The 21201-nt window shown below is 69.7% G+C and carries 18 protein-coding genes; 12 read left to right on the top strand and 6 right to left on the bottom strand.

Annotated features, from left to right (window positions below):
* Nucleotides 1-10 precede the first annotated feature (10 nt).
* The gene (locus MRBLWH11_RS14275; RefSeq protein WP_116634847.1) at nucleotides 11-1198 is read left to right on the top strand and encodes a RimK family alpha-L-glutamate ligase; all 1188 of its coding nucleotides are present in this window, start codon (nucleotides 11-13) and stop codon (nucleotides 1196-1198) included.
* A gap of 63 nt (nucleotides 1199-1261) precedes the next feature.
* Here MRBLWH11_RS14275 and MRBLWH11_RS14280 read toward each other — a convergent pair whose 3' ends face one another.
* Nucleotides 1262-1972 carry a DUF4191 family protein gene (locus tag MRBLWH11_RS14280; RefSeq protein WP_116634848.1) on the bottom strand — a complete coding sequence of 237 codons (711 nt, stop codon included), beginning with the start codon at nucleotides 1970-1972 and terminating at the stop codon, nucleotides 1262-1264.
* Nucleotides 1973-2134: 162 nt separating this feature from the next.
* Between MRBLWH11_RS14280 and MRBLWH11_RS14285 the strand changes: the two genes are divergently transcribed.
* Nucleotides 2135-3580, top strand: a complete 1446-nt coding sequence (locus tag MRBLWH11_RS14285) for a hypothetical protein (RefSeq protein ID WP_341945335.1) — start codon at nucleotides 2135-2137, stop codon at nucleotides 3578-3580.
* A 9-nt stretch (nucleotides 3581-3589) separates the two neighbouring features.
* On the opposite strand, the gene sucB is transcribed toward MRBLWH11_RS14285, so the two are convergent.
* From sucB to MRBLWH11_RS14300, 3 genes are all read right to left on the bottom strand, one after another.
* Nucleotides 3590-5353 (bottom strand): 2-oxoglutarate dehydrogenase, E2 component, dihydrolipoamide succinyltransferase, encoded by a 1764-nt coding sequence (gene sucB, locus MRBLWH11_RS14290; protein WP_341945336.1) that lies wholly within the window; start codon nucleotides 5351-5353, stop codon nucleotides 3590-3592.
* Between the two features lie 67 nt (nucleotides 5354-5420).
* Complete coding sequence (gene lpdA / locus MRBLWH11_RS14295) at nucleotides 5421-6794, bottom strand: dihydrolipoyl dehydrogenase (RefSeq protein ID WP_341945337.1); 1374 nt, start codon at nucleotides 6792-6794, stop codon at nucleotides 5421-5423.
* A gap of 3 nt (nucleotides 6795-6797) precedes the next feature.
* Entirely contained in the window at nucleotides 6798-8270 is a 1473-nt protein-coding gene (locus MRBLWH11_RS14300; protein ID WP_341945338.1) for a leucyl aminopeptidase, read from the bottom strand.
* Nucleotides 8271-8383: 113 nt separating this feature from the next.
* Here MRBLWH11_RS14300 and MRBLWH11_RS14305 point away from each other — a divergent pair, with 113 nt between their 5' ends.
* The 5 genes from MRBLWH11_RS14305 to MRBLWH11_RS14325 all read left to right on the top strand — a co-directional run bounded on the left by MRBLWH11_RS14305 (nucleotide 8384) and on the right by MRBLWH11_RS14325 (nucleotide 13326).
* Entirely contained in the window at nucleotides 8384-9325 is a 942-nt protein-coding gene (locus tag MRBLWH11_RS14305; protein WP_116634852.1) for a PAC2 family protein, read from the top strand.
* Between the two features lie 168 nt (nucleotides 9326-9493).
* The gene (locus MRBLWH11_RS14310) at nucleotides 9494-10738 is read left to right on the top strand and encodes an RNA polymerase sigma factor (protein WP_116634853.1); all 1245 of its coding nucleotides are present in this window, start codon (nucleotides 9494-9496) and stop codon (nucleotides 10736-10738) included.
* A complete protein-coding gene (locus MRBLWH11_RS14315; protein ID WP_207769933.1) occupies nucleotides 10738-11430 on the top strand; it encodes a coenzyme F420-0:L-glutamate ligase in 693 nt (230 codons plus the stop codon). Before MRBLWH11_RS14310 ends, MRBLWH11_RS14315 begins: the two co-directional genes overlap by 1 nt.
* A gap of 154 nt (nucleotides 11431-11584) precedes the next feature.
* Nucleotides 11585-12289, top strand: a complete 705-nt coding sequence (locus tag MRBLWH11_RS14320) for an alanine racemase C-terminal domain-containing protein (protein WP_341945339.1) — start codon at nucleotides 11585-11587, stop codon at nucleotides 12287-12289.
* On the top strand, nucleotides 12286-13326 hold the full coding sequence (locus MRBLWH11_RS14325) for an alanine racemase (RefSeq protein ID WP_341945340.1): 1041 nt from the start codon (nucleotides 12286-12288) through the stop codon (nucleotides 13324-13326). Before MRBLWH11_RS14320 ends, MRBLWH11_RS14325 begins: the two co-directional genes overlap by 4 nt.
* Before the next feature lie 70 nt (nucleotides 13327-13396).
* On the opposite strand, the gene MRBLWH11_RS14330 is transcribed toward MRBLWH11_RS14325, so the two are convergent.
* Entirely contained in the window at nucleotides 13397-13615 is a 219-nt protein-coding gene (locus MRBLWH11_RS14330; protein ID WP_116634856.1) for a hypothetical protein, read from the bottom strand.
* A 181-nt stretch (nucleotides 13616-13796) separates the two neighbouring features.
* Here MRBLWH11_RS14330 and MRBLWH11_RS14335 point away from each other — a divergent pair, with 181 nt between their 5' ends.
* Nucleotides 13797-15932: a DNA topoisomerase IV subunit B gene (locus tag MRBLWH11_RS14335; protein WP_341945341.1), complete on the top strand. Its 2136-nt coding sequence runs from the start codon at nucleotides 13797-13799 to the stop codon at nucleotides 15930-15932.
* 5 nt (nucleotides 15933-15937) lie between these two features.
* On the opposite strand, the gene MRBLWH11_RS14340 is transcribed toward MRBLWH11_RS14335, so the two are convergent.
* A complete protein-coding gene (locus MRBLWH11_RS14340; protein ID WP_341945342.1) occupies nucleotides 15938-17155 on the bottom strand; it encodes a glycosyltransferase in 1218 nt (405 codons plus the stop codon).
* A 32-nt stretch (nucleotides 17156-17187) separates the two neighbouring features.
* Here MRBLWH11_RS14340 and MRBLWH11_RS14345 point away from each other — a divergent pair, with 32 nt between their 5' ends.
* From MRBLWH11_RS14345 to MRBLWH11_RS14360, 4 genes are read left to right on the top strand one after another with little or no spacing between them, the layout of a single operon-like run.
* A complete protein-coding gene (locus tag MRBLWH11_RS14345) occupies nucleotides 17188-18177 on the top strand; it encodes an NAD-dependent epimerase/dehydratase family protein (RefSeq protein ID WP_341945343.1) in 990 nt (329 codons plus the stop codon).
* Entirely contained in the window at nucleotides 18174-18971 is a 798-nt protein-coding gene (locus MRBLWH11_RS14350) for an MBL fold metallo-hydrolase (RefSeq protein ID WP_341945344.1), read from the top strand. The genes MRBLWH11_RS14345 and MRBLWH11_RS14350 overlap by 4 nt, the downstream gene beginning before the upstream one ends.
* Nucleotides 18971-20272 (top strand): F390 synthetase-related protein, encoded by a 1302-nt coding sequence (locus MRBLWH11_RS14355; RefSeq protein ID WP_341945345.1) that lies wholly within the window; start codon nucleotides 18971-18973, stop codon nucleotides 20270-20272. Before MRBLWH11_RS14350 ends, MRBLWH11_RS14355 begins: the two co-directional genes overlap by 1 nt.
* On the top strand, nucleotides 20259-21191 hold the full coding sequence (locus tag MRBLWH11_RS14360; RefSeq protein ID WP_341945346.1) for a 3-oxoacyl-[acyl-carrier-protein] synthase III C-terminal domain-containing protein: 933 nt from the start codon (nucleotides 20259-20261) through the stop codon (nucleotides 21189-21191). The genes MRBLWH11_RS14355 and MRBLWH11_RS14360 overlap by 14 nt, the downstream gene beginning before the upstream one ends.
* The last annotated feature ends 10 nt before the right edge of the window (nucleotides 21192-21201 follow it).

The raw sequence follows: 21201 nt of genomic DNA on the forward strand, positions 1-21201 counted from the left end.
GGAAATCCCCGTGAAGATCGCAGTGCTCTCCCGTGCGCCGCAGGCGTACTCCACCCAGCGACTGCGTGCGGCCGCGCTTCAGCGCGGTCACAACGTCAAGGTGCTCAACACGCTGCGCTTCGCGATCGACCTGACGGCAGATGAACCCGACCTGCACTACCGGGGGCGTCAGCTCAGCGACTACGACGCGATCCTGCCCCGCATCGGCAACTCGATCACCTACTTCGGCACGGCTGTCGTGCGGCAGTTCGAGCAGATGGACGTCTACACGCCGAACACGGCCAACGGCATCTCGAGTGCGCGGGACAAGCTGCGCGCCAACCAGATCCTCTCCCGTCACAACATCGCGATGCCGCCGACGGCCTTCGTCCGCAACCGCGCCGACGTGCGCCCTGCCATCGAGCGCGTCGGTGGTGCGCCGGTCGTGATCAAGCTGCTCGAGGGCACGCAGGGGATCGGCGTCATCCTCGCACCGCAGGTGAAGGTCGCCGAGGCGATCATCGAGACGCTGCACTCCACGAAGCAGAACGTGCTCATCCAGAAGTTCATCTCCGAGAGCCGCGGTCGCGACATCCGCGCGCTCGTCGTCGGCGACCGGGTCGTCGCGGCCATGCGGCGCTCCGCGGCCGGCGATGAGTTCCGCTCGAACGTGCATCGCGGCGGATCGGTCGCGGCGATCGAACTCGACCCGGTGTACGAGCGCGCGGCGGTGCGATCGGCACAGATCATGGGCCTGCGCGTCGCGGGTGTCGACATGCTCGAAGGGGAGGACGGGCCTCTCGTGATGGAGGTCAACTCCTCACCGGGCCTGCAGGGCATCGAGAGCGCCACCAAGCTCGACGTCGCGGGAGCGATCATCGACTACATCGCCGGCCAGGTCGCGTTCCCTGAGATCGATGTGCGGCAGCGGCTGACGGTCTCCACGGGCTACGGCGTGGCCGAGCTGATGGTCCACGGCGCTGTCGACCTCGTGGGGAAGACCCTCGGCGAGGCGGGCCTCTGGGAGCGCGACATCACCGTTCTCACGCTGCACCGTGGCGTCAGCGTGATCCCGAACCCGCGCAAGCACGTCGTCCTCGAGGCCGAGGACCGGCTCTTCTGCTTCGGCAAGCTGGACGAGATGCGCTCCATGGTCCCGGAGCGGCGTCGTCGCCGCGCCAAGGTGCGCCGCCTGCCCCGCCAGCCGCTCTCGGAGTGAACGAAAGCGCGGCCGCTCCTCGGAATGAGGGCGGCCGCGCTCGTCGTGGCGGATGTCGCGGGATCAGCGCGGACGCTGAGCGCGGACCTTCGTGGGGTCGATGCCCTTCGGGATCGGCAGCGACGACAGCGACTGCGAGACGGAGTCGATGCGTCGGATGACCGCGGCCATGGTGGTCTTGTCGATCGCCTTGGGGAGCTTCTTGATGGTCTTCGAGAGGTCCGCGATGGCGACCTCGTCATCGCCGTGGCCGACGTACAGGACCGTGACGGGCACGCCGTGCGCGACGCGCTGCGCCTTGCTGCGCTCCTCGTTGATGAGACGGGTCAGCCGTCCACGGGCACCTTCGCCGACGACGACGATGCCGCCGCGGCCGATGGTGCGGTAGACCGCCTCCTGCGTCTTGGGGTTGATCCCGACGGGCGTCTCCGATGCCTGCCAGCTGCGGCCGAGGCTGGTGCTGAGAACGTGTCCCGTCGCACCGGGCATGCCGTCGATCTTCGAGTACATCGCCGACGTCGACAGCCGGGTCATCAGGAAGAGCGACCCGAGCACACCCAGCATCAGACCGGTGATGCCCCACAGCACGAGCGTCCAGATCTGGAACGGGGGGATCAGGTACCCGGCGACGAGGCCGAGGAGCACGCCGATGAGAAGGATGCCCACCTGGAGCCACGGAAGCCACGGGTAGACCTCACGGGTGAACCGGAAGAGGGACTTGATCTGGGAGAAGAACCCAGGACGCTTCTCGGGTTCGGGAGCACGCTTTGCCATGGGGACCAGCCTACCGAGTTCGCGGATGCCGTGATGCCGAGTTCGCGCCCAGCGGAGCGGGCTCCGGGCGACTGGTTCTGCACATTCGCCGAGCGCCATGAATTCCTCCCCATCGTCCTCGATCGCCCACCGCGTCGATCGCTGGTCCGCTCTGATGGGGACATGGCAGACGTCGAGATCGAAGACCGGGGCACCGCGCTCCTCCCGGGTGCGCATCGGGTGGTCCGGGCTCTCGATCCGACAGAAGGACCGTTCTCCGGCGTACTGGTCACTCGTGGGGACGCAGTGGCCGTGCGGGTGGATGCCACCGCTCTCGCCGGATGGCTGGGGTGGCGCTTCGCGGGAGCGGAGCATGTCGCGGGTCCGGTCGACGTCATCCGGCGTGCCGACGGACACGACGCGCTGCTGCCATGGTGCACCGACCGGGTGCTGGGGTTCCTGGTCCGCCGCGCGGCCGCCGGCTCCGCGTTGTCGTCGGGGGAGTGCAGCACGCTCGTGGTGAGCCTGCTGCGAGGACTCGACGAGCTCGGAGAAGGTGCCGCCGGGGTGCAGACGGGGGTGTGGTGGCTGACCGACGGCGGCCGCCCCATCCTCGTCCTCGGCCAGGGAGAGGACCCGCGGTCAGGAGCCGCGGAGATCATCGAGCGCCTCACGGAGCACTCCGGAGACAAGGCGCTGACCCGCGTCCTCGGCGGGGTGCAGCAGGGGCTCGTCAAAGCGCTTCCGCAGCCGCGCGTGCCGCGGCGGCTGCTGGAGGAGTGGGAGAAGGAGCTGCTTGCCATCGCGGCACCCCGTCCGATCGGCCGGGAGTCGCATGCCCCGGAGCGTGCACGCGACGTCGCTCGCACCGCTGTCGACGTCGACCGGTCCCTGACGCCTGTTCGCGGGATGAGGAGAGGCGGACTGCGGTCGCGTTCGTCGAGTGAGCGGCGGGAGAGGTCGCCCTTCGCTGTCGGGTTCGGCATGCTGCGGTCGATCGCATCCGGCATCCGCGCGCGTCTCGAGGGGCGGACCGGTGGCTCCGCGGTCCGGCGGACGGCGGCGGAATCTGACGCCCCACGCTCGTCGTCTCGGCGGCGCGCGTTGATCGTCGCCGGCGGTGCGGCGGCCGTCGTGCTCGCCGGCGGGTTGCTCTGGCCGACAGGCGATGCGGCGGAATCGGCGGATGCCGCCAGGCGCACGGCTCCGCCGGTGTGGACATCCGACGACGCGACGGAGAGTCCGGCGCCGGGAGACGCGGGATCGGATGCGGCGGCCTCTCCGTCTCCGCCCGCAGACGACGGCGGACCCGAGGCGGCCGCCATCGCTCTGCTGGCATTGGTCGCGGAGTGCCACACGACCGAGGACCGGGTCTGCGCCGACGCCGTCGCGGAGGGATCCGTCGGCGTGGTCGACGTGCTCGGCGACCGAGGAGAGGGCACGCCGACGGTCGAACTGGTGGACGAGTACGGCGACGTCGCCGTGGTGCGGCTCGGTCTTGCCGGCGGTCGTCCGGATGACGGTGCCGCCGACGCGACGACGGCGCCCGAGCAGATGCTGGTGCTCGAGCGCCAGAAAGAAAGATGGCTGGTCCGCGACGTCTACGGCGTCGCGGACCAGCCAGAGTGATGCGGAGTGTCAGGCTCCGAGCTGTGCGGCGAACTGAGCCGCCTCGAGGCGAGCCTTCACCGCGCCGAGGAAGCGCGCGGCATCGGCGCCGTCGATGATCCGGTGATCGTACGACAGCGCGAGGTAGACGTACGAGCGGACCGCGATCGCGTCAGCGCCGCCGACCTTCACCAGACCCGGGCGCTTGACGACCGTGCCGGTTCCGAGGATGGCCGACTGCGGGAGGAACACGACGGGCGTGTCGAACAGCGCGCCACGCGAGCCCGTGTTCGTCAGCGTGAAGGTGCCGCCCGCGAGCTCGTCCGGCTTCAGCTTGTTGTCACGCGTGCGCGCGGCGAGATCGGCGATCTCGTGTGCGATCTGCGCGATGTTCTTCGACGCAGCGTCACGGAGCACCGGCGTGAGCAGTCCGCGCTCGGTGTCGACCGCGATCGACACGTTCTCGCTCGCGGGGTAGACGATGTTCTCGCCGTCGACCGTCGCGTTCACGATGGGGAAGGCCTGTAGGGCCTCAGCGGTCGCGAGAGCGAAGAACGGGAGGAAGGACAGCTTGTCGCCGGTCTGCTCCAGGAAGGAGGCCTTCACGCTGTCGCGGTAGTCCGCGAGGGCCGTGACATCGACCTCGACGACCGTCGTCAGCTGCGCCGTCTGCTGCATGGACTCCACCGCGCGCTTCGCGAGAACCTTGCGCAGGCGAGACATCGGCTGCGTGGTTCCGCGCAGCGGCGAGACCTCGAGCGGTGCCGGAGCGGCAGCTGCCGGAGCGGCCGCGGCCGGGGCAGCAGCGGTCTCTGCCGCCTTCAGAACGTCTTCCTTGCGGATGCGACCGCCGACGCCGGTGCCGGTGACCGACGCCAGGTCGACGCCCTGCTGGGCGGCCAGGCGGCGAACCAGCGGTGTGACGTAGAGGTTGTCGTTCTCGGTCGGCAGGCTGAGCTTCGGCGCGTCAGGCTCGGCTGCCGGAGCAGCGGGTGCGGATGCGGCAGCAGGTGCCGGCTCAGCGGGTGCCGCAGCGGGTGCGGGAGCGACCGGTGCCGGCGCGGCCTCGGCTGCGGGGGCCTGAGCCACCGGTGCCTCAGCGGCAGGAGCAGCCGGTGCCTCAGCAGCCGGTGCCGGAGCGGCGGGTGCAGCGCCCGAACCGACGCGAGCGAGAACGGCGCCGACGGCGACGGTCTCGTCTTCAGCGGCGACGATCTCCTGCAGCACGCCGGCGACCGGCGAGGGGATCTCGGTGTCGACCTTGTCCGTCGAGATCTCGAGGAGAGCCTCATCGACCTCGACGGTGTCGCCGACCTGCTTCAGCCAGCGCGTCACGGTGCCCTCGGTCACGCTCTCGCCGAGTTCGGGGAGGACGATGTCCTTCGCGTCGCCGGAGGGTGCAGCGGCAGGCGCGGCCTCTGCAGCGGGAGCAGGCTCGGCTGCCGGTGCTACCTCGGCGACGGGAGCCTCAGCTGCCGGAGCGGCTTCCGCAGGTGCGGCTTCTGCTTCCGCGGGAGCGGCTTCGGTCGGAGCATCCGCGGCCGGGGCCGCAGCGCTGCCGTCGCCGATGCGCGCAAGCAGGGCGCCGACCTCGACGGTCTCGTCCTCGGCCACGAGGATCTCCTCGATCACACCGCTGACGGGGGACGGGATCTCGGTGTCGACCTTGTCGGTCGAGATCTCGAGCAGGCCCTCATCCGCCTGAACGGTGTCGCCCACCTGCTTGAGCCAGCGGGTGACCGTACCCTCTGTGACGCTCTCACCGAGAGCGGGGAGGACCACGGATGTGCTCATGACTGAGTCTCCTTCAAGAAGTTGTATGACGCGTATCTAGCTTAGTGACTCGGGCACCGGTTGGTGCTCAGAGGGCGTGCAGCGGCTTTCCGGCCAGTGCGAGGAAGGCTTCGCCGAGGGCTTCGCTCTGCGTGGGGTGCGCATGGATCAGCGGAGCGATGTCCTCCGGGTGCGCTTCCCAGGCGACGGCGAGCTGCCCCTCGGTGATGAGCTCGCCGACACGGTCGCCGAGCAGGTGGACGCCGACGACGGGCCCGTCCTTGAGGCGGACGACCTTGACCAGTCCGCTGGTCCCGATGATCTCGCTCTTGCCGTTGCCGGCGAGGTTGTACTCGTAGGCGACGACCGCGTCAGCGCCGTGCTCGGCGATCGCGGCATCCTCGGTCACACCGACGGAGGCGACCTCGGGGCTCGAGTAGGTGACCTTGGGGATCTGGGCGTCGGGGATGTTGACCGGCGAGAGACCGGCGATGCGCTCGGCGACGGCGATGCCCTGCTGGAAGCCGCGATGGGCGAGCTGGAGACCGGGGACGATGTCCCCCACGGCCCAGACGCCGGGAACGCCGGTGCGAAGATCCTGGTCGACGGTCACGAACCCGCGGTCGAGCTTCACGCCGGCCTCCTCGAACCCGAGGTCCGCGGTGACGGGTCCGCGTCCGACGGCCACGAGAAGGTAGTCGGCGGTGAACTCCTTGCCGTCTTCCAGCGTGACCGTGACCGAGGTCTCGTCCTGCGAGGCGGTCTGGAAGCGCACGCCGAGCGAGTACTGGATCCCGCGACGGCGGAAGGCGCGCTCGAGACCCTTGCTGAGGGCGATGTCCTCGTTCGGGACGAGGTGCGGCAGCGCCTCGATGATCGTGACCTCGGTGCCGAAGGAGCGCCAGACGCTGGCGAACTCCACGCCGATCACGCCGCCGCCGAGGACGAGGACCCGCTCCGGGATGACGTCGAGAGCGAGAGCCTGCTCGCTCGTGAGGATGCGGCCGCCGATCTCGAGGCCGGGCAGCGATCGGCTGTACGAGCCGGTGGCGAGGATGACGTCGCTGCCGACGTACACGTCATCGCCGACGCTGATGCTGCGGTCCGCGTTGAGGCGGCCGAGTCCGGCCACGGTGGTGATGCCACGCGCCTTGACGAGCCCCTCGAGGCCCTTGAACTTCTTCGCGACGATGCCCTCGCGGTACGCGCGGACGCCTGCCGGGTCGATGCCCTCCAGCGTCGCCGTCACGCCGACGTGTGCCGCGTCCCGCACGTGCTCGGCCACCTCGGCCGCGTGCAGCAGCGCCTTCGTCGGGATGCAGCCGCGGTGCAGGCAGGTGCCGCCGACCTTGTCCTTCTCGATGAGGGCGACCGACTTGCCGAGTTCGCTGGCTCGGAGCGCCGCGGCGTAGCCGCCGCTTCCGCCGCCCAGGACGACGATGTCGAAGGTGTGGGTTGTCATGTGTCATGCCTCCTTGTGGGATGCTGCGGCCAGCGCGATGATCGTTCGGACCATCGCTCCGGTGGGGCCCTTCTCGGTGAAGCCGTATGCGGCGCCGGCGTGCTCGCCGGAACCCGCGATGTCGAGGTGCACCCAGGGGATGCGGGGTGCGTCCTCCGCGTCCGAGGTGCGCCCGACGAAGCGGCGCAGGAAGAGCCCGGCGTACGAGGCTCCGCCCATGCGATCGCTCATGTTCACGTTCTGGAGGTCGGCGATCGGAGACTCCATCGAGTCCTCCATGTACGACGGCAGCGGCATGTGCCAGGCGAGCTCATCGGCCTGCTCGGCTGCGGCGAGGAGCTCGGCGACCGTGTCGTCATCGCCGAACACTCCGGTGTGGCGGTGGCCGAGTGCCGCGACGATGGCGCCGGTGAGCGTGGCCACGTCGACGATCACGTCCGGGTGCTCGCGGCTCGCCGCGACGAGTCCGTCGGCGAGGACGAGCCGGCCCTCGGCGTCGGTGTTGAGCACCTCGACCGTCGTGCCGTCGAGGATGCGGACGACGTCGCCGGGGCGGAGAGCGCGACCGGACGGCATGTTGTCGGTGATCGCGAGCCACGCCGTGACCCGGACCGGGAGTGCCAGCGTCGCGATCGCGCGGAGGGCGGCGAGGCTCGTGGCAGCGCCCGCCATGTCGAACTTCATCCCTACCATCGAGGCCGCGGGCTTCAGGGAGAGTCCGCCGGTGTCGAACGTGATGCCCTTGCCCACGAGGGCGATATGGCGTGTCGCCTCGGCGGGGGAGTAGTCGAGTCGGACCAGGCGCGGCGGGCGGTCTGAGCCCTGCGCGACGCCCAGGATGCCGCCGAAGCCCTGCTCAGCGAGCGCGGTCTCGTCGAGGATCTCGACCGAGACGTCGAGGTCGGCGACGCTGTCCGCTGCGCTCTGGGCGAGCTGCGCGGGACTCTGCCACTCGGCAGGCACGTTCACGAGGTCCTTGATCAGCGCCACGGCCTCGCCGGTCGCCTGCGCCTTCGCGATCGACGCGTCGTCGATGTCGGCGTGCAGCAGGACCGCAGCAGCGCGGGACTTGCCCTTCTCGGACCGGTAGGTGTCGAAGCGGTACCCGCCGAGCACGGCGCCCTCGGCGGCCGCGGCGGCGAACGGCTCGAGTCCTGCGGCGAGTCCGACAGCCACGTTCTCGAAGCCGGTGAGCGAGCGCAACGCGGCACCGACGGCGTTGCGCACCGCGGTGTCGCTCGAGGCGGCGCCCGTTCCGACCACGGCGAACGGCAGCGATGTGACCTCGGGTGCGTACACGCGCGCGTAGGAGGAAGCGGATCCGGTGAACCCGATTCCGGCGAGCGCGTCGGCGAGGCCGGGGTAGGCAGCCAGCGACTCGGCCGATTCGGAGAGATCGGGGACGACGAGCACTGCGGCATCTGCAGCGCTTCCGGGGAACTGATCGGTGGTGTGCGAGAGCACGGGAAGCGTCATGCCTCCATCCTAGGATCCTCGCCGCTGCCCGGGTGCGCGGGGCCCGTCCGCGTGTTCGCTCTCAGCATGATGAGCCCAGCCCGGGCATCCGGACCTGCTCGTAGCATGGAGGCATGCCCTTCTCCGGTGAGATCCACGAACGCGTCGCGAATGCGCCGGCGGTGCCCCACGGCCTGCCCCTGGTCGTCCTCCTGACCGGGTTCACCGACGCCGGGAGCGCGGTGTCCGGTCTCATCGACCACCTGCGCGAGACCGCGTCGCCGGAGCCCGTCGTCGTCTTCGACAACGACGCGCTCCTCGACTACCGTGCGCGTCGTCCGGTGATCTCCTTCGATCAGGACCATCTCACGGAGTTCCGTCCGTCCCGGCTCGAGCTCTCGCTCGCGACCGACGCGCTCGGTCAGCCCTTCCTGCTGCTCGCGGGCTACGAGCCGGACTTCGCCTGGAACGCCTTCGCGGAGACGGTCCTCGACCTCGCCGCCGAGTTCGAGGTGTCCGGACTCAACTGGGTGCACTCGATCGCGATGCCGGTTCCGCACACGCGTCCGATCGGGACCACCGTCAGCGGCAATCGTCGTGAGCTCACGGTCGCGCACTCCGTCTGGCGCCCGCGCACGCAGGTCCCGGCGACCGCCGGTCACCTCCTGGAGTTCCGCTTCGTCGAGAGCGGACACCGCGCCGTCGGCTTCGTGCTGCTGGTCCCGCACTACCTCGCCGAGACGGAGAACCCGGATGCCGTGATCGCCGCCGCGGACAAGCTGATGGCGTCCACCGGACTCGTCTTCCTGGTCGACGCCGTGCAGGATCGCCGGGAGGACTACTTCACCCGCGTCGACGAGCAGGTCGCGGGGAACGAGGAGCTGCAGCAGATGGTGCACAACCTCGAGCGGCGCTACGACGCCTACATGGCGGGTCGCAACCCGGACGACGACACATACGACGAGGGCGGCTTCAGCGAACGCGATCTGCCGAGCGCCGACGAGCTGGCGGCCGAATTGGAGCGCTATCTCGCGTCTCGTCCCTCAGGTGACGACGACAAGCCCGGTCGCGGCTGAGACGAATCGGCGTGAACTTCGCCGGAATGCATCCGCATCGCCACACGTATGCGATACTAGGACTCTGACCCGTTGTCAATCGGCGTTTTCGAACGCCGGACTTGACAAGGGTCTTACTAGTGTCCGAAATGTCCCGGGGCGGTCCCGCAGCCCCGTGAAAGGCGAAACGTGACTCCTGCCACGACGAAGAAAACACGGACGACGAAGAAGGCCGAAGAGACCGCCGTCGACGCCGAGGTCGAGGTCGACGCTCCTGAGAAGCCCGCGCCGCTGAGCGCAGCGAAGCGTGCGGCTGCCAAGCGCGCCCCCGTGAAGAAGAAGAAGTCGGATGACGTCGTCGAAGAAGACGAGGCTCCCGCTGTCGGCGCTGCCGAGGACGGCGACGACGACGAAGACGACTCCAAGCCCAAGTTCACCGAGCCGCTGCCGACCGGCGCGATCGTCATCTCGTCGAACGACGACGAGGACGTCCCGGTCTACTCGACGCAGATCACCGGCGCGACCGCCGACCCGGTCAAGGACTACCTGAAGCAGATCGGAAAGGTCGCGCTGCTGAACGCGGCCGAAGAGGTCGAGCTCGCGATGCGGATCGAAGCGGGCCTCTTCGCCGAGGAGAAGCTCTCGGCGATGACCGCCGCGGAGAAGACCGGTCAGCTCGGGCTCGACCTGCAGTGGGTCGCCCGCGACGGCCAGCGCGCCAAGAGTCACCTGCTCGGCGCAAACCTCCGCCTCGTGGTCTCGCTCGCGAAGCGCTACACCGGCCGCGGCATGCAGTTCCTGGACCTGATCCAGGAGGGCAACCTCGGTCTCATCCGCGCGGTCGAGAAGTTCGACTACACCAAGGGCTTCAAGTTCTCGACCTACGCCACCTGGTGGATCCGTCAGGCGATCACGCGCGCCATGGCCGACCAGGCCCGCACCATCCGCATCCCGGTGCACATGGTCGAGGTCATCAACAAGCTCGCCCGCGTGCAGCGGCAGATGCTGCAGGACCTCGGTCGCGAACCCACTCCGGAAGAGCTCAGCCGCGAGCTGGACATGACGCCGGAGAAGGTCGTGGAGGTGCAGAAGTACGGTCGCGAGCCGATCTCGCTGCACACCCCGCTCGGCGAGGACGGCGACAGCGAGTTCGGTGACCTCATCGAGGACACCGAGGCGGTCGTCCCGGCTGACGCCGTGGGCTTCACCATGCTGCAGCGTCAGCTCGAGCAGCTGCTCGACTCGCTGTCCGAGCGCGAGGCCGGCGTGATCCGGATGCGCTTCGGCCTCGGCGACGGCCAGCCCAAGACGCTCGACCAGATCGGCGACACCTTCGGCGTGACCCGCGAGCGGATCCGTCAGATCGAGTCGAAGACGATGGCGAAGCTGCGGCATCCGAGCCGTTCGCAGTCGCTGCGGGACTACCTCGAGTGATGCAGGCGAACGAGGGCAAGGCGCTGGAGACCAGCGTCGATGGAAAGAGCTTCGCGCGGATTCCGCTGCGCACCCGTGTCGTCATGCCGAATGACGACCTCGACGCCGTCATCACGGAGTACGCGAAGGACGCGGTGCGTCCTGGCGACCTGCTCTTCGTGACGGAGAAGATCGTCGCCATCACTCAGGGCCGGTCGTACCGTCTCGACGAGATCAAGCCGCGCAAGCTCGCGCTCTTCCTGTCGAAGTACGTGACCCGCACGCCGTACGGCATCGGACTCGGCATGCCCGAGACGATGGAGATGGCGCTGCGCGAGTGCGGCACGCCGCGCATCCTGGTCGCCTCGGCGGTCGCCGCCGTGACCAAGGCGTTCGGTCGTCGCGGAGACTTCTACCGGATCGCCGGCGACAAGGCCAGGGCCATCGACGGTCCGACCAGCCACACGATCCCGCCGTACAACGAGGCGGTCGTGCTCGGTCCGAAGGATCCGCGCGGTGTCGCGGCGCACCTGAAGGCGCTGCTCGGCGGCGATCTCGAGGTGGCCGTGGTCGACATCAACGACCTCGGCGGCAACATCCTCGGGTCCACGCTCGACAGGAACGGCGAGCGCCGTCTCGTCAAGATCCTCGGAGACAACCCGCTCGGACAGGGCCGCGAGTCCACGCCGCTCGGGATCGTCCGCGAGGTCTGATCCCTTCGACACGCTCAGGGGCCCACGATCGAGGCAGGACCCCGTCGATCGAGGCAGGACCCACCCATGCAGGAGGCCCGGATGCTCGGCATCCGGGCCTCCTGCGTTCCTGCGGCAGACATACCCGACGAACCCGGAAGCTAGGCTGGAACGCGTGTGTGAGACGACTTCCAGCGCCCTGCCGCGTGCCGTGATCTCCCGCTCGGCACTGACGGCAGCGGCATCCGCTGCCGTGCGTGCGGGCGGACGGACGGCCGACCTGCGGCGGGATGCCTGGGGACACGGGGTGCTGTCGGTTGCGCAGGCGGTCGCCGCCGCCGGCGCCGAGCGGGTGCTCGTCGACTCGCAGGGCGAGGTCGACGCGCTGCGCCCCGAGGGGATCGACGCCGTGACGTCGGGAGCTGCGGACCTCGATCCTCATCTGCTCTACGGACTTCCCGACGATGGCGGGACCACGACCCTGCAACCGGTCATGCGGCTCACCGGTCGGATCCTGTCCACCAAGCGCCTGTGCGAAGGCGACGCCGTGTCCTACGGCTACACGTATCGCGCGCCGGCGGACACCACGGTGGCGCTCGTGACCGGCGGGTACGCGCAGGGCATCGTCCGCGCGCTCGGGAATCAGGCGCACGTCGATGTCGAGGGCATCGCCCGCCCGATCGTCGGTCGTGTCGCGATGGACGTGTGCGTCATCGACCTCGAAGGGCACGACGTCGCGTCCGGCACCGAGGTCACGTACTTCGGCGGAACCGGATCGGCGGCGTCCGCGCTGAGCCGATGGGCGCAGATCACCGCGATGTCCGTCGCCGAGCTCGTCACCGTCGCCGGTGCCCACGCCGCTCGGGGGTGGGAGGCGTGACCCGCCCGGAGCTGCGGATCAGCAGCGCGGCGTTCCGCGCGAACATCGAAGCCGTCCGAGCCCGCATCGAGCCGTCGACGCTCATGCTGGTCCTGAAAGACGACGCCTACGGGCATGGCTTGCGCTGGGCCGTCGAGACCGCCGTGCAGACCGGCGTCCGGTGGTTCGGCAGCTACGACATCCGCAGCGGTCTGGAGGTGCGTCGCATCGCCGGCGGCGACGTGCGCATCTTCGCCTGGGCGACGTCGACGGATGACGAGATCGACGAGGCGCTGGCGCACGACATCGACCTCGGCGTCGGCACGACGGAGTATCTCGAGCGCGTCATCGCCCGTGCCGCTGTCCTCGGCGCATCCGCACGTGTGCACCTCAAGATCGACACCGGACTGCATCGGAACGGCGTGCTGCCGGAGGAGTGGCCCGCCGCGGTCGCGGAAGCACGCGCGGCGGAGCGGCTCGGGCATCTCGAACTCCTCGGCGTGTGGAGCCACATCGCCGAGGCGAGCGACACGGAGGACGATGAGGCGCAGGCCGTCTTCCTGGATGCCGTGCGCATCGCCGGCGAATCCGGAGCCGCACCGGCGCTCCTGCACCTCACGGCATCGGCCGCGTCGTGGTGGCGTCCGGAGCTTCGCGGAAGCGTGTCGCGCATCGGGGCGTTCTGCTACGGCATCCGCTCCGCGGACGGGCCCGATCTCGATGGCGTCCGGCCGGTCGCATCGCTGAGCGCGCTCGTCGAGGACGTCGTCGAGGACACCGCGGTGATCGCGATCGGGAGCTTCGACGGTCTGCCGTCCACGCTGTCCGGGATGCCGGTCGGCACGCCGGGCGGCACGCGCACCCTCCGCGTGATCGGTCAGACGACATCGGTCGTCGACGGGTGGCCGGGGATGCGCGTCGGCGACGAGGTCATGCTGTTCGGCGCGGGGGAGTCCGGTGAGGTCAGCGCGACCACCCTGGCGGAGCGGATCGACACCGTCGGCGAGGAGATCCTCACCCGGTTGACCCCTCGCGTGCGCCGGATCGTCCGGGAATGAGAAAGACTCCGGACCGCGCGAGAGCGCGACCCGGAGTCCGAAGTCGGCCGGAGCCGGTGAGCAGCCTGCGTCAGACGGTCTCGACGAGGCGAGCGCTCTCGTCGTGCCAGCTGGTGGCGATGCTGCGGAGCTTCTCTTCGTACTTGCGGCCGTGGTGGGCGCAGAACAGGAGCTCGGATCCGTTGACCTCTGCGGCGATGTAGGCCTGAGCGCCGCATGAATCGCAGCGATCCATGGCGGTCAGGCGGAACTCGATGGCGGAAGCCTCACGTTCGGTCGTTGCATTCATCTCGGTGCCTCCTCGGGTGTCGGCCTCGCTGTGGGTCGTGCTCAATACAACCACGCTGCACCTGTGGGCATGCCCGGATCACGGCGTGTTTCGCTCAGCGCGTACGCGATCCGCGCGGGGTGGATCCCGCTGGGGAGTGTCTGCCGGCCGAAGCGGGGTGGCGAGAATAGACTCGGAGATTGTGACCGCCGAGTATTCCGCCCATCATCTCCAGGTGCTTGAGGGGCTCGAGGCTGTCCGCAAGCGCCCAGGCATGTACATCGGGTCGAACGGATCGCCCGGGCTCATGCACTGCCTCTGGGAAGTCATCGACAACGCCGTCGACGAAGCCGTCGCAGGCAACGGCGACAAGATCGACATCATCCTGCACGACGACGGCAGCGTCGAGGTCCACGACAAGGGTCGAGGCATCCCGGTCGACATCGAGCCGCGCACCGGTCTGAGCGGTGTCGAGGTGGTCTTCACCAAGCTGCACGCCGGCGGGAAGTTCGGCGGCGGCTCGTACGCGGCGTCGGGCGGTCTGCACGGAGTCGGAGCCTCCGTCGTGAACGCGCTCTCCGAGCGGCTCGACGTCGAGGTGGACCGCGGCGGCAAGGTCTACGCGATGTCGTTCCACCGCGGTGAACCCGGGATCTTCACAGACACGGGCGAGAAGCGGCCCGACGCCCCCTTCCGTCCCTTCGAGGACAAGAGCGAGCTGCGCGTCATCGGCAAGGCTCCCCGGGGCGTGACCGGCACCCGGATCAGGTACTGGGCCGACCGGCAGATCTTCACGAAGGATGCCGCCTTCCAGCTGAAGGACCTCGAGACGCGCGCTCGTCAGACGGCGTTCCTCGTGCCCGGACTCGAGATCCTGGTCCGCGACGACCGCGATCGCGGACCCCAGGCCGCCCCGGCATCCGAAGAAGGCGTGCTGGCCGCCGTCGTCGACGAGGTGCCGCGCGAGATCTCCTACCGCTACGAGGGCGGCATCTCCGAGTTCGTCGACTATCTCGCGACCGATCCTCCTGTCACCGACAACTGGCGCATCCAGGGGGAGGGCACCTTCAAGGAGACCGTCCCCGTGCTGCAGGCCGACGGCCACATGATCGCCACCGAGGTGGAGCGGGTCTGCGCCGTCGACATCGCGCTGCGCTGGGGCACCGGCTACGACACCACGGTGCGATCCTTCGTCAACATCATCGCGACGCCCAAGGGCGGCACGCACCAGCAGGGCTTCGAGCAGGAGCTCCTGAAGGCTCTGCGCGCGCAGGTCGAGCAGAACGCCCGCCGGCTCAAGGTCGGCAACGACAAGCTCGAGAAGGACGACGTGCTCGCGGGTCTCACCGCCGTGCTCACGGTCAACGTGCCCGAGCCGCAGTTCGAGGGCCAGACGAAAGAGGTGCTCGGGACGCCCGCCGTGCGGCAGATCGTCGCGCAGGTGCTCCGCAAGGATCTCGCGCAGCGCTTCACCTCGACCAAGCGCGACGACAAGAACCAGGCGTCGCAGCTGCTCGACAAGATCGTCTCCGAGATGAAGGCGCGCGTCTCGGCGCGTGCGCACAAGGAGACGCAGCGTCGGAAGAACGCTCTGGAGTCCTCCACGCTGCCGACCAAGCTCGTCGACTGCCGCACCAACGAGGTCGAGCGCAGCGAGCTCTTCATCGTGGAGGGCGACTCGGCGCTCGGCACCGCCAAGAACGCCCGCAACAGCGAGTTCCAGGCGCTGCTGCCGATCCGCGGCAAGATCCTCAACGTGCAGAAGGCCTCGGTCAGCGACATGCTGTCGAACGCCGAGTGCGCATCGATCATCCAGGTGATCGGAGCCGGCTCCGGCCGCACGTTCGACATCGACGCCGCGCGGTACGGCAAGGTGATCCTGATGAGCGACGCCGACGTCGACGGTGCGCACATCCGGACTCTCCTTCTGACGCTGTTCTTCCGGTACATGCGTCCGCTGATCGAGGATGGTCGCGTGTTCGCCGCCGTGCCGCCGCTGCACCGCGTGATCGTGATGAACCCGGGCTCGAAGCCGAACGAGACGATCTACACGTACAGCGAGCAGGAGATGCACGCGCTGTTGGCGAAGCTCCGCAAGTCGGGCAAGCGCTGGCACGAGCCGATCCAGCGCTACAAGGGCCTCGGCGAGATGGATGCCGAGCAGTTGGCCAACACGACCATGGATCGTTCGGGGCGCCTGCTGCGCCGGGTGCGGATGGAGGATGCCGAGGCGGCCGGTCGCGTCTTCGAGCTGCTCATGGGCAACGAGGTCGCCCCGCGCCGCGAGTTCATCATCGATTCCTCCGGGCGTCTGTCGCGCGAGGCCATCGACGCCTGATCGCGTCAGCGGACCGTCGCGAGGGCTGCCTCGTAGACGCCGACGAGTGCGGCGCGATGCGTGGTCTGCGCGACCTGCGGGCGATGCGCGACGGCGGCGGCGCTGAGCCTGGTCACCTCGGCGGGATCGTCGCGCAGCCTTGCCAGGGCGACGGCGAGGCCCGCGGCATCCGGAGTCGGCGTCACGATCCCGCCGCCCGGCGGCAGGGTCTCCGCCAGATCGGGATCGGTGACGATCACGGGAAGACCGGAGGCGATCGCCTCGAGCAGCACCATCGGCTGGTTGTCGAAGTCGAGCGAGCTCGAGACCAGGACGTGCGCCCGACGCATCGCCGCGAGGACCTCGGACTGCGGGACCGGGCCGTGCACGTGGACGCGACCGTCGGCGCCGCCGGCCGCCCACCGCGACACCGCACCTCGGGAGATCCCGTCGCCGTACAGGTGCGCCACGACGCCCGGCACCCGGGCGACGGCGTCGAGGAAGACCTCGGGGCGCTTCTCGGGTGACAGCCGTCCGCACCACATGACCTGCAGATGCTCGCCCGGGGCGACCGTGCGCGCGACGGGCTCGCCGATGTCGTCGAGCACGGACGCCTCGAGGCCGTTCGACAGGACCGTGATCGGGGTGTCGACGCCCTGGGCGAGGAGCTTCTCCGCGAAATGCGCGGACGGAACGATCACCCGATCGGCATGGTTCGCCTGACTGACCATGAGCCGCCACATCCGCCGGGCCGTCCGCGTGCGGGTGTACGAGGACGTGACGTCGACCCGCGCACGCTCGTGGCTCATCCGCCGGCGGTGCATCCCGGCCAGCAGCGCCGTGGTCACGCTCGGCAGCGGGAGGACCGAGCGCGTGTAGACGTCGATCCGGCCGTGCATGGTCTGCACGATCGGGATGCCCGACGCCCTGGCGGCCTCGAACCCCGCCAGCGCGGCGAACATCTCGGTGTGCACGTGCACGACGTCGACCGCGCGGCGGCGCAGCTCGTCCTGCAGGAACGCGGCGGCGCCCGAGGGCGTCCAGGTGAACGGGTAGCCGTCGGGGGCGAAGCCCCGGGCGGTCGGAAGCCGGACGACGGCGGGATCGGAGCTCGGCGCGGAGAGCGGGGCGAAGACCAGGACGTCGTGTCCGTCCCGCTCCAGCTCCTCCCGGTGCGCCTTGATCACCGTCTGCACCCCGCCGAGCGTCGGCAGGTAGTAGTCGGTGACCATGGCGATGCGCACCCCCTCAGACTAGGGCCGCTATGGTGAGGAGCATGTCCGGAGGCCGTGTGCTGGTGACGGGGGCGAGCGGGTTCCTCGGCGGTCACGTCGTGCGTGATCTGCGGGCACACGGGTTCGAGGTGTTCGCCGCCGGACGCGATGCTGCCGCCCTCGCCGCGGTCGCCGACGGGGAGCACCGCGTCATCGGCGATCTGGCGTCTCTCGCGTCTGCGGAGCTCCCGATCGACGCGGTGATCCACTGCGCCGCCCTCTCGACGCCCTGGGGGCCGTGGAAAGCGTTCCGCGAGGCGAACATCGAGGGCACGGCGCACGTCGTCGAGTTCGCCCGCCGCAACGGCGTGCGCCGCATCGTGCACGTCTCCTCGCCGAGCGTCTACGCGGCGCCGCGCGATCGCCTCGCCATCCGCGAGGACGATGTGGACCCCGGCAACCGCCTCAACGGATACATCCGCTCGAAGATCGCCGCCGAGGGCCTTCTCCAGGATGCTCGCCGCGCGGCCGCGTTCCCCGAGCTCGTGATCGTGCGACCCCGGGGGCTCATCGGCGCCGGCGACCCGAGCCTGGTCCCGCGTCTGCTCGAGGTGCATCGTCGTGTCGGGATCCCTCTGTTCGACGGGGGAGGGAACCTGATCGACGTCACGGCTGTCGAGAACGTGGCGACCGCCCTCCGGCTCGCGCTCGACGCCGGCGATCCCACGGGCGGCGTGTACAACATCAGCAACGACGATCCTCGTCCGTTCCGCGACCTGCTCGCCGAACTGCTGCGGCTCGTGGGGGAGACGCCCCGGATGCGCCCCATGAGCAGACGGTTCGCGTGGGGACTGGCGGCGGTCCTCGAGGCCGTCTTCCGGGTGGTGCCGGGTCGCCCGGAACCGCCGCTCACCCGCTACACGCTCAGCACGATCGCGTACTCGCAGACGCTTGATCTGACGCGGGCGAAGGCCGAGCTCGGCTACCGACCGCTCGTCTCGCTCGACGAGGCGCTCGCCCGTGCGGCGGCCGATCAGAGGGCGCACGCATGAGCGCGCGGCTGCGGCACTACGTCTGCGGGAGCACGGCGCACGACCTCTCCGCCATGTTCCGCGGCGGCGCGCACGAGTCGCGCGAGTTCCCCTCCGGTGTCTTCCTCTTCGACGGACCGGAGGGTCGCCGCGTCCTCTTCGACACGGGCTATGCGCCGGGAGCATGGGACACCGGGTGGCGGGGCGCCGCGTACCGCCGTCTGCTCCCGCCCCAGGTCGCACCCGACGACGACATCGCTCGACAGCTGGCCGACGACGGCGTCGATCCGTCATCCGTCACCCACGTCGTGCTCTCCCACCTGCACCCCGATCACATCGGCGGGATCCGGCGATTCCCGGGCGCGACGTTCGTGATCACCGCCGGGCACCGCAGGTCGTTGGCGGCGCCGCGGCTGCGTACCGGCATCCTCACCGGACTGCTCCCGGAGTGGTTCGACGATGCGACGCGGATCGTCCTCGACGACGCCGACTTCCCCGCGCGGCACGTCGGCGGCATCGCGCTGCGGGGCGCCGACCTCTTCGGAGACGGCTCCTATCTCGTCGTAGATCTCCCCGGACACGCGGACGGGCACATCGGCGCCCTGGTGGACGGGCGCGTCCTGCTCGCCGGCGATGCCGCCTGGGGGCGAGACCTGCTCGGGGCGACCGCCGACCTCCGCACGATCCCTCGAGCCGTGCAGCACGATCACCGCGCCTATCGCCGCACGGCGGCACTGCTGGAGGATGCGTCCGCCGCCGGCATCCGCATCGTCTGCAGCCACGACCCCCTCGGCGCGAAGGAGCTGCTGGACTGATGTCGACGGTGCGCATCCTGCGGGAGTTCGTCGCTGTGCGGTGGGTGCGCCGTCTGCGCACGCGCGCCGCGGTCGAACGGCGCCAGGAGAGGCTCCTACGGCGTCATCTGCGTTTCCTGCGCCGCCGATCGCCGTACTTCGGACGACTGCTCGAGACGCACTCCTTCGCGCAGCTCCCGCTCATGGACAAGAGCGTGATGATGGGTCGCTTCGACGAGATCAACACGGTCGGCGTGCAGCGCGACGAGGCGCTGGCCCTGGCCATCGCGAACGAGCGGTCCCGCGAGTTCGACGCCGACCTGGGGGAGAACTCGGTCGGCCTCTCCAGCGGCACCAGCGGACACCGTGGACTCTTCATCGTCAGCCCCAGGGAGCGGGACGCCTGGGTCGGCACCGTGCTCGCGCGCACGCTGCCGCGTGGACGACTCACGGGCCATCGCATCGCGCTCTTCCTGCGCGCCGACAACAGCCTGTACGAATCGGTCGGCTCGAAGGCGGTGTCGTTCTCCTACTTCGACGTGTACGCCGACATGGAGGAGAACATCCGCCGCCTCGAGGCCTTCCGGCCGACCATCCTCGTCGCACCGCCGTCTGTCCTCCGCCTGATCGCCCGTGCGGCGGATGCCGATCGCTTCGGGACCGTTCCGCAGAAGGTGTACGCGGTCGCCGAGGTGCTCGAGATCGCGGACGAGGCGCGCATCGCCACGTCGCTGCGCCAGCCGAGGATCCACCAGCTCTATCAGTGCACCGAGGGCTTCCTCGCGCACACCTGCGAGGCGGGCGTGATCCACCTGAACGAGGACAGCGTCCTCGTCGAGCGCGAGCAGCTCGACGACCGGCGGTTCACGCCGATCGTCACGGATCTCCGCCGCCGCGCGCAGCCGATCGTGCGCTACCGTCTCGGCGACGTGCTCCGTGCCCGCACCGAGCCGTGTCCGTGCGGGAGCGCCCTCGCGGCGATCGAGCGCATCGAGGGACGGGAGGGGGACACTCTGGTGTTCCGCGGGCACGACGGCCGCCGCGTCCCCGTGTTCGCCGACGTGATGTCGCGCGCGCTGCTCTATGCCGAGGGCTTCGACGAGTATCGGGTGGTGCAGACGAACGCGTCGCTCCTCGAGATCTCCCTGGACGTGCTCGATGATCGGACGACGGGCAGCGTCACCGCCGAGGTGCAGGCCCTCGCCGAGCGGCTGGGCTGCGAACGGCCGGAGATCGTCTTCCTGCCGTACAGGCGGGACGGATCGGTGAAGCTGCGCCGAGTGGCGCGGACCTGGAGGGGGGATGCCGATGAGGAGCTGTGAGATCGTCGGCTGGGGCAGCGTGCTGCCGCAGCAGACCGTGCGCTTCGGCGACGAGGTGCGCTATCGCATCGCGGAGGACGTGTCGCATCTGGACATGCTGGCCGGCGCGTGCGAGCGGGCGCTGGCTCGCGCCGGCATCGGCATCGAGGACGTGGATCTCGTCCTCGGGGCGTCGGCGGCGGGTATCCAGCCCATCCCGTGCACGGCGGCACTGGTCCTCGAGAGGCTGACTCTCGAGGGGCATGCGGCGGCGTTCGATGTGAATTCGACCTGCACCAGCTTCATCACGGCGCTCGACATCGCGTCGCGGTACCTCGACTCCGGCGATCACGACACGATCCTCGTGTTCTCGGGAGACGTCGGGACACGGTTCCTGAATCCCGCCCAGCGCGAGAGTTACGAGCTGTTCAGCGATGCCGCCGCGGCCGTCGTGCTGCGCCGATCGGACGACCCGTCGCGGGGCGTGATCGCCAGTGCTCAGCAGACCTGGCCCGCCTATGCGCACGATACGGAGATCCGTGGCGGGCTGTCGCGCTCACCGGCGCAGCTCTATGCGGAGGCCGACCCCGGCGACTACCTCTTCGACATGGACGGCCGTCGTGCGCTCCTGGGCATGATGCGCGTCCTGCCGGGATTCTTCGAGCGGTTCCACGAACGCCATGGCATCGATTACGACGACGTGGCGCTGTGGGTCCCGCATCAGGCCTCTGCCGCGCTCGGACCCATGCTCGACCGTCTCGGCATCCCGGCGGAGCGCCGCGTCGACGAGGTCGCCGCGTTCGGGAACATGGTGTCGGCCTCGGTGCCGTTCATGCTGACCCGGGCTCTCGAGGCGGGCCGTGTGGGCGCCGGCGACATCGTGATCCTCTGCGGAACCGCCGCCGGGCTCACCGCGAACGTGCTCGCGCTGCGTCTCTGATGCCGAGGGC

The organism is Microbacterium sp. LWH11-1.2 (genome assembly GCF_038397745.1).
GTDB lineage: Bacteria > Actinomycetota > Actinomycetes > Actinomycetales > Microbacteriaceae > Microbacterium.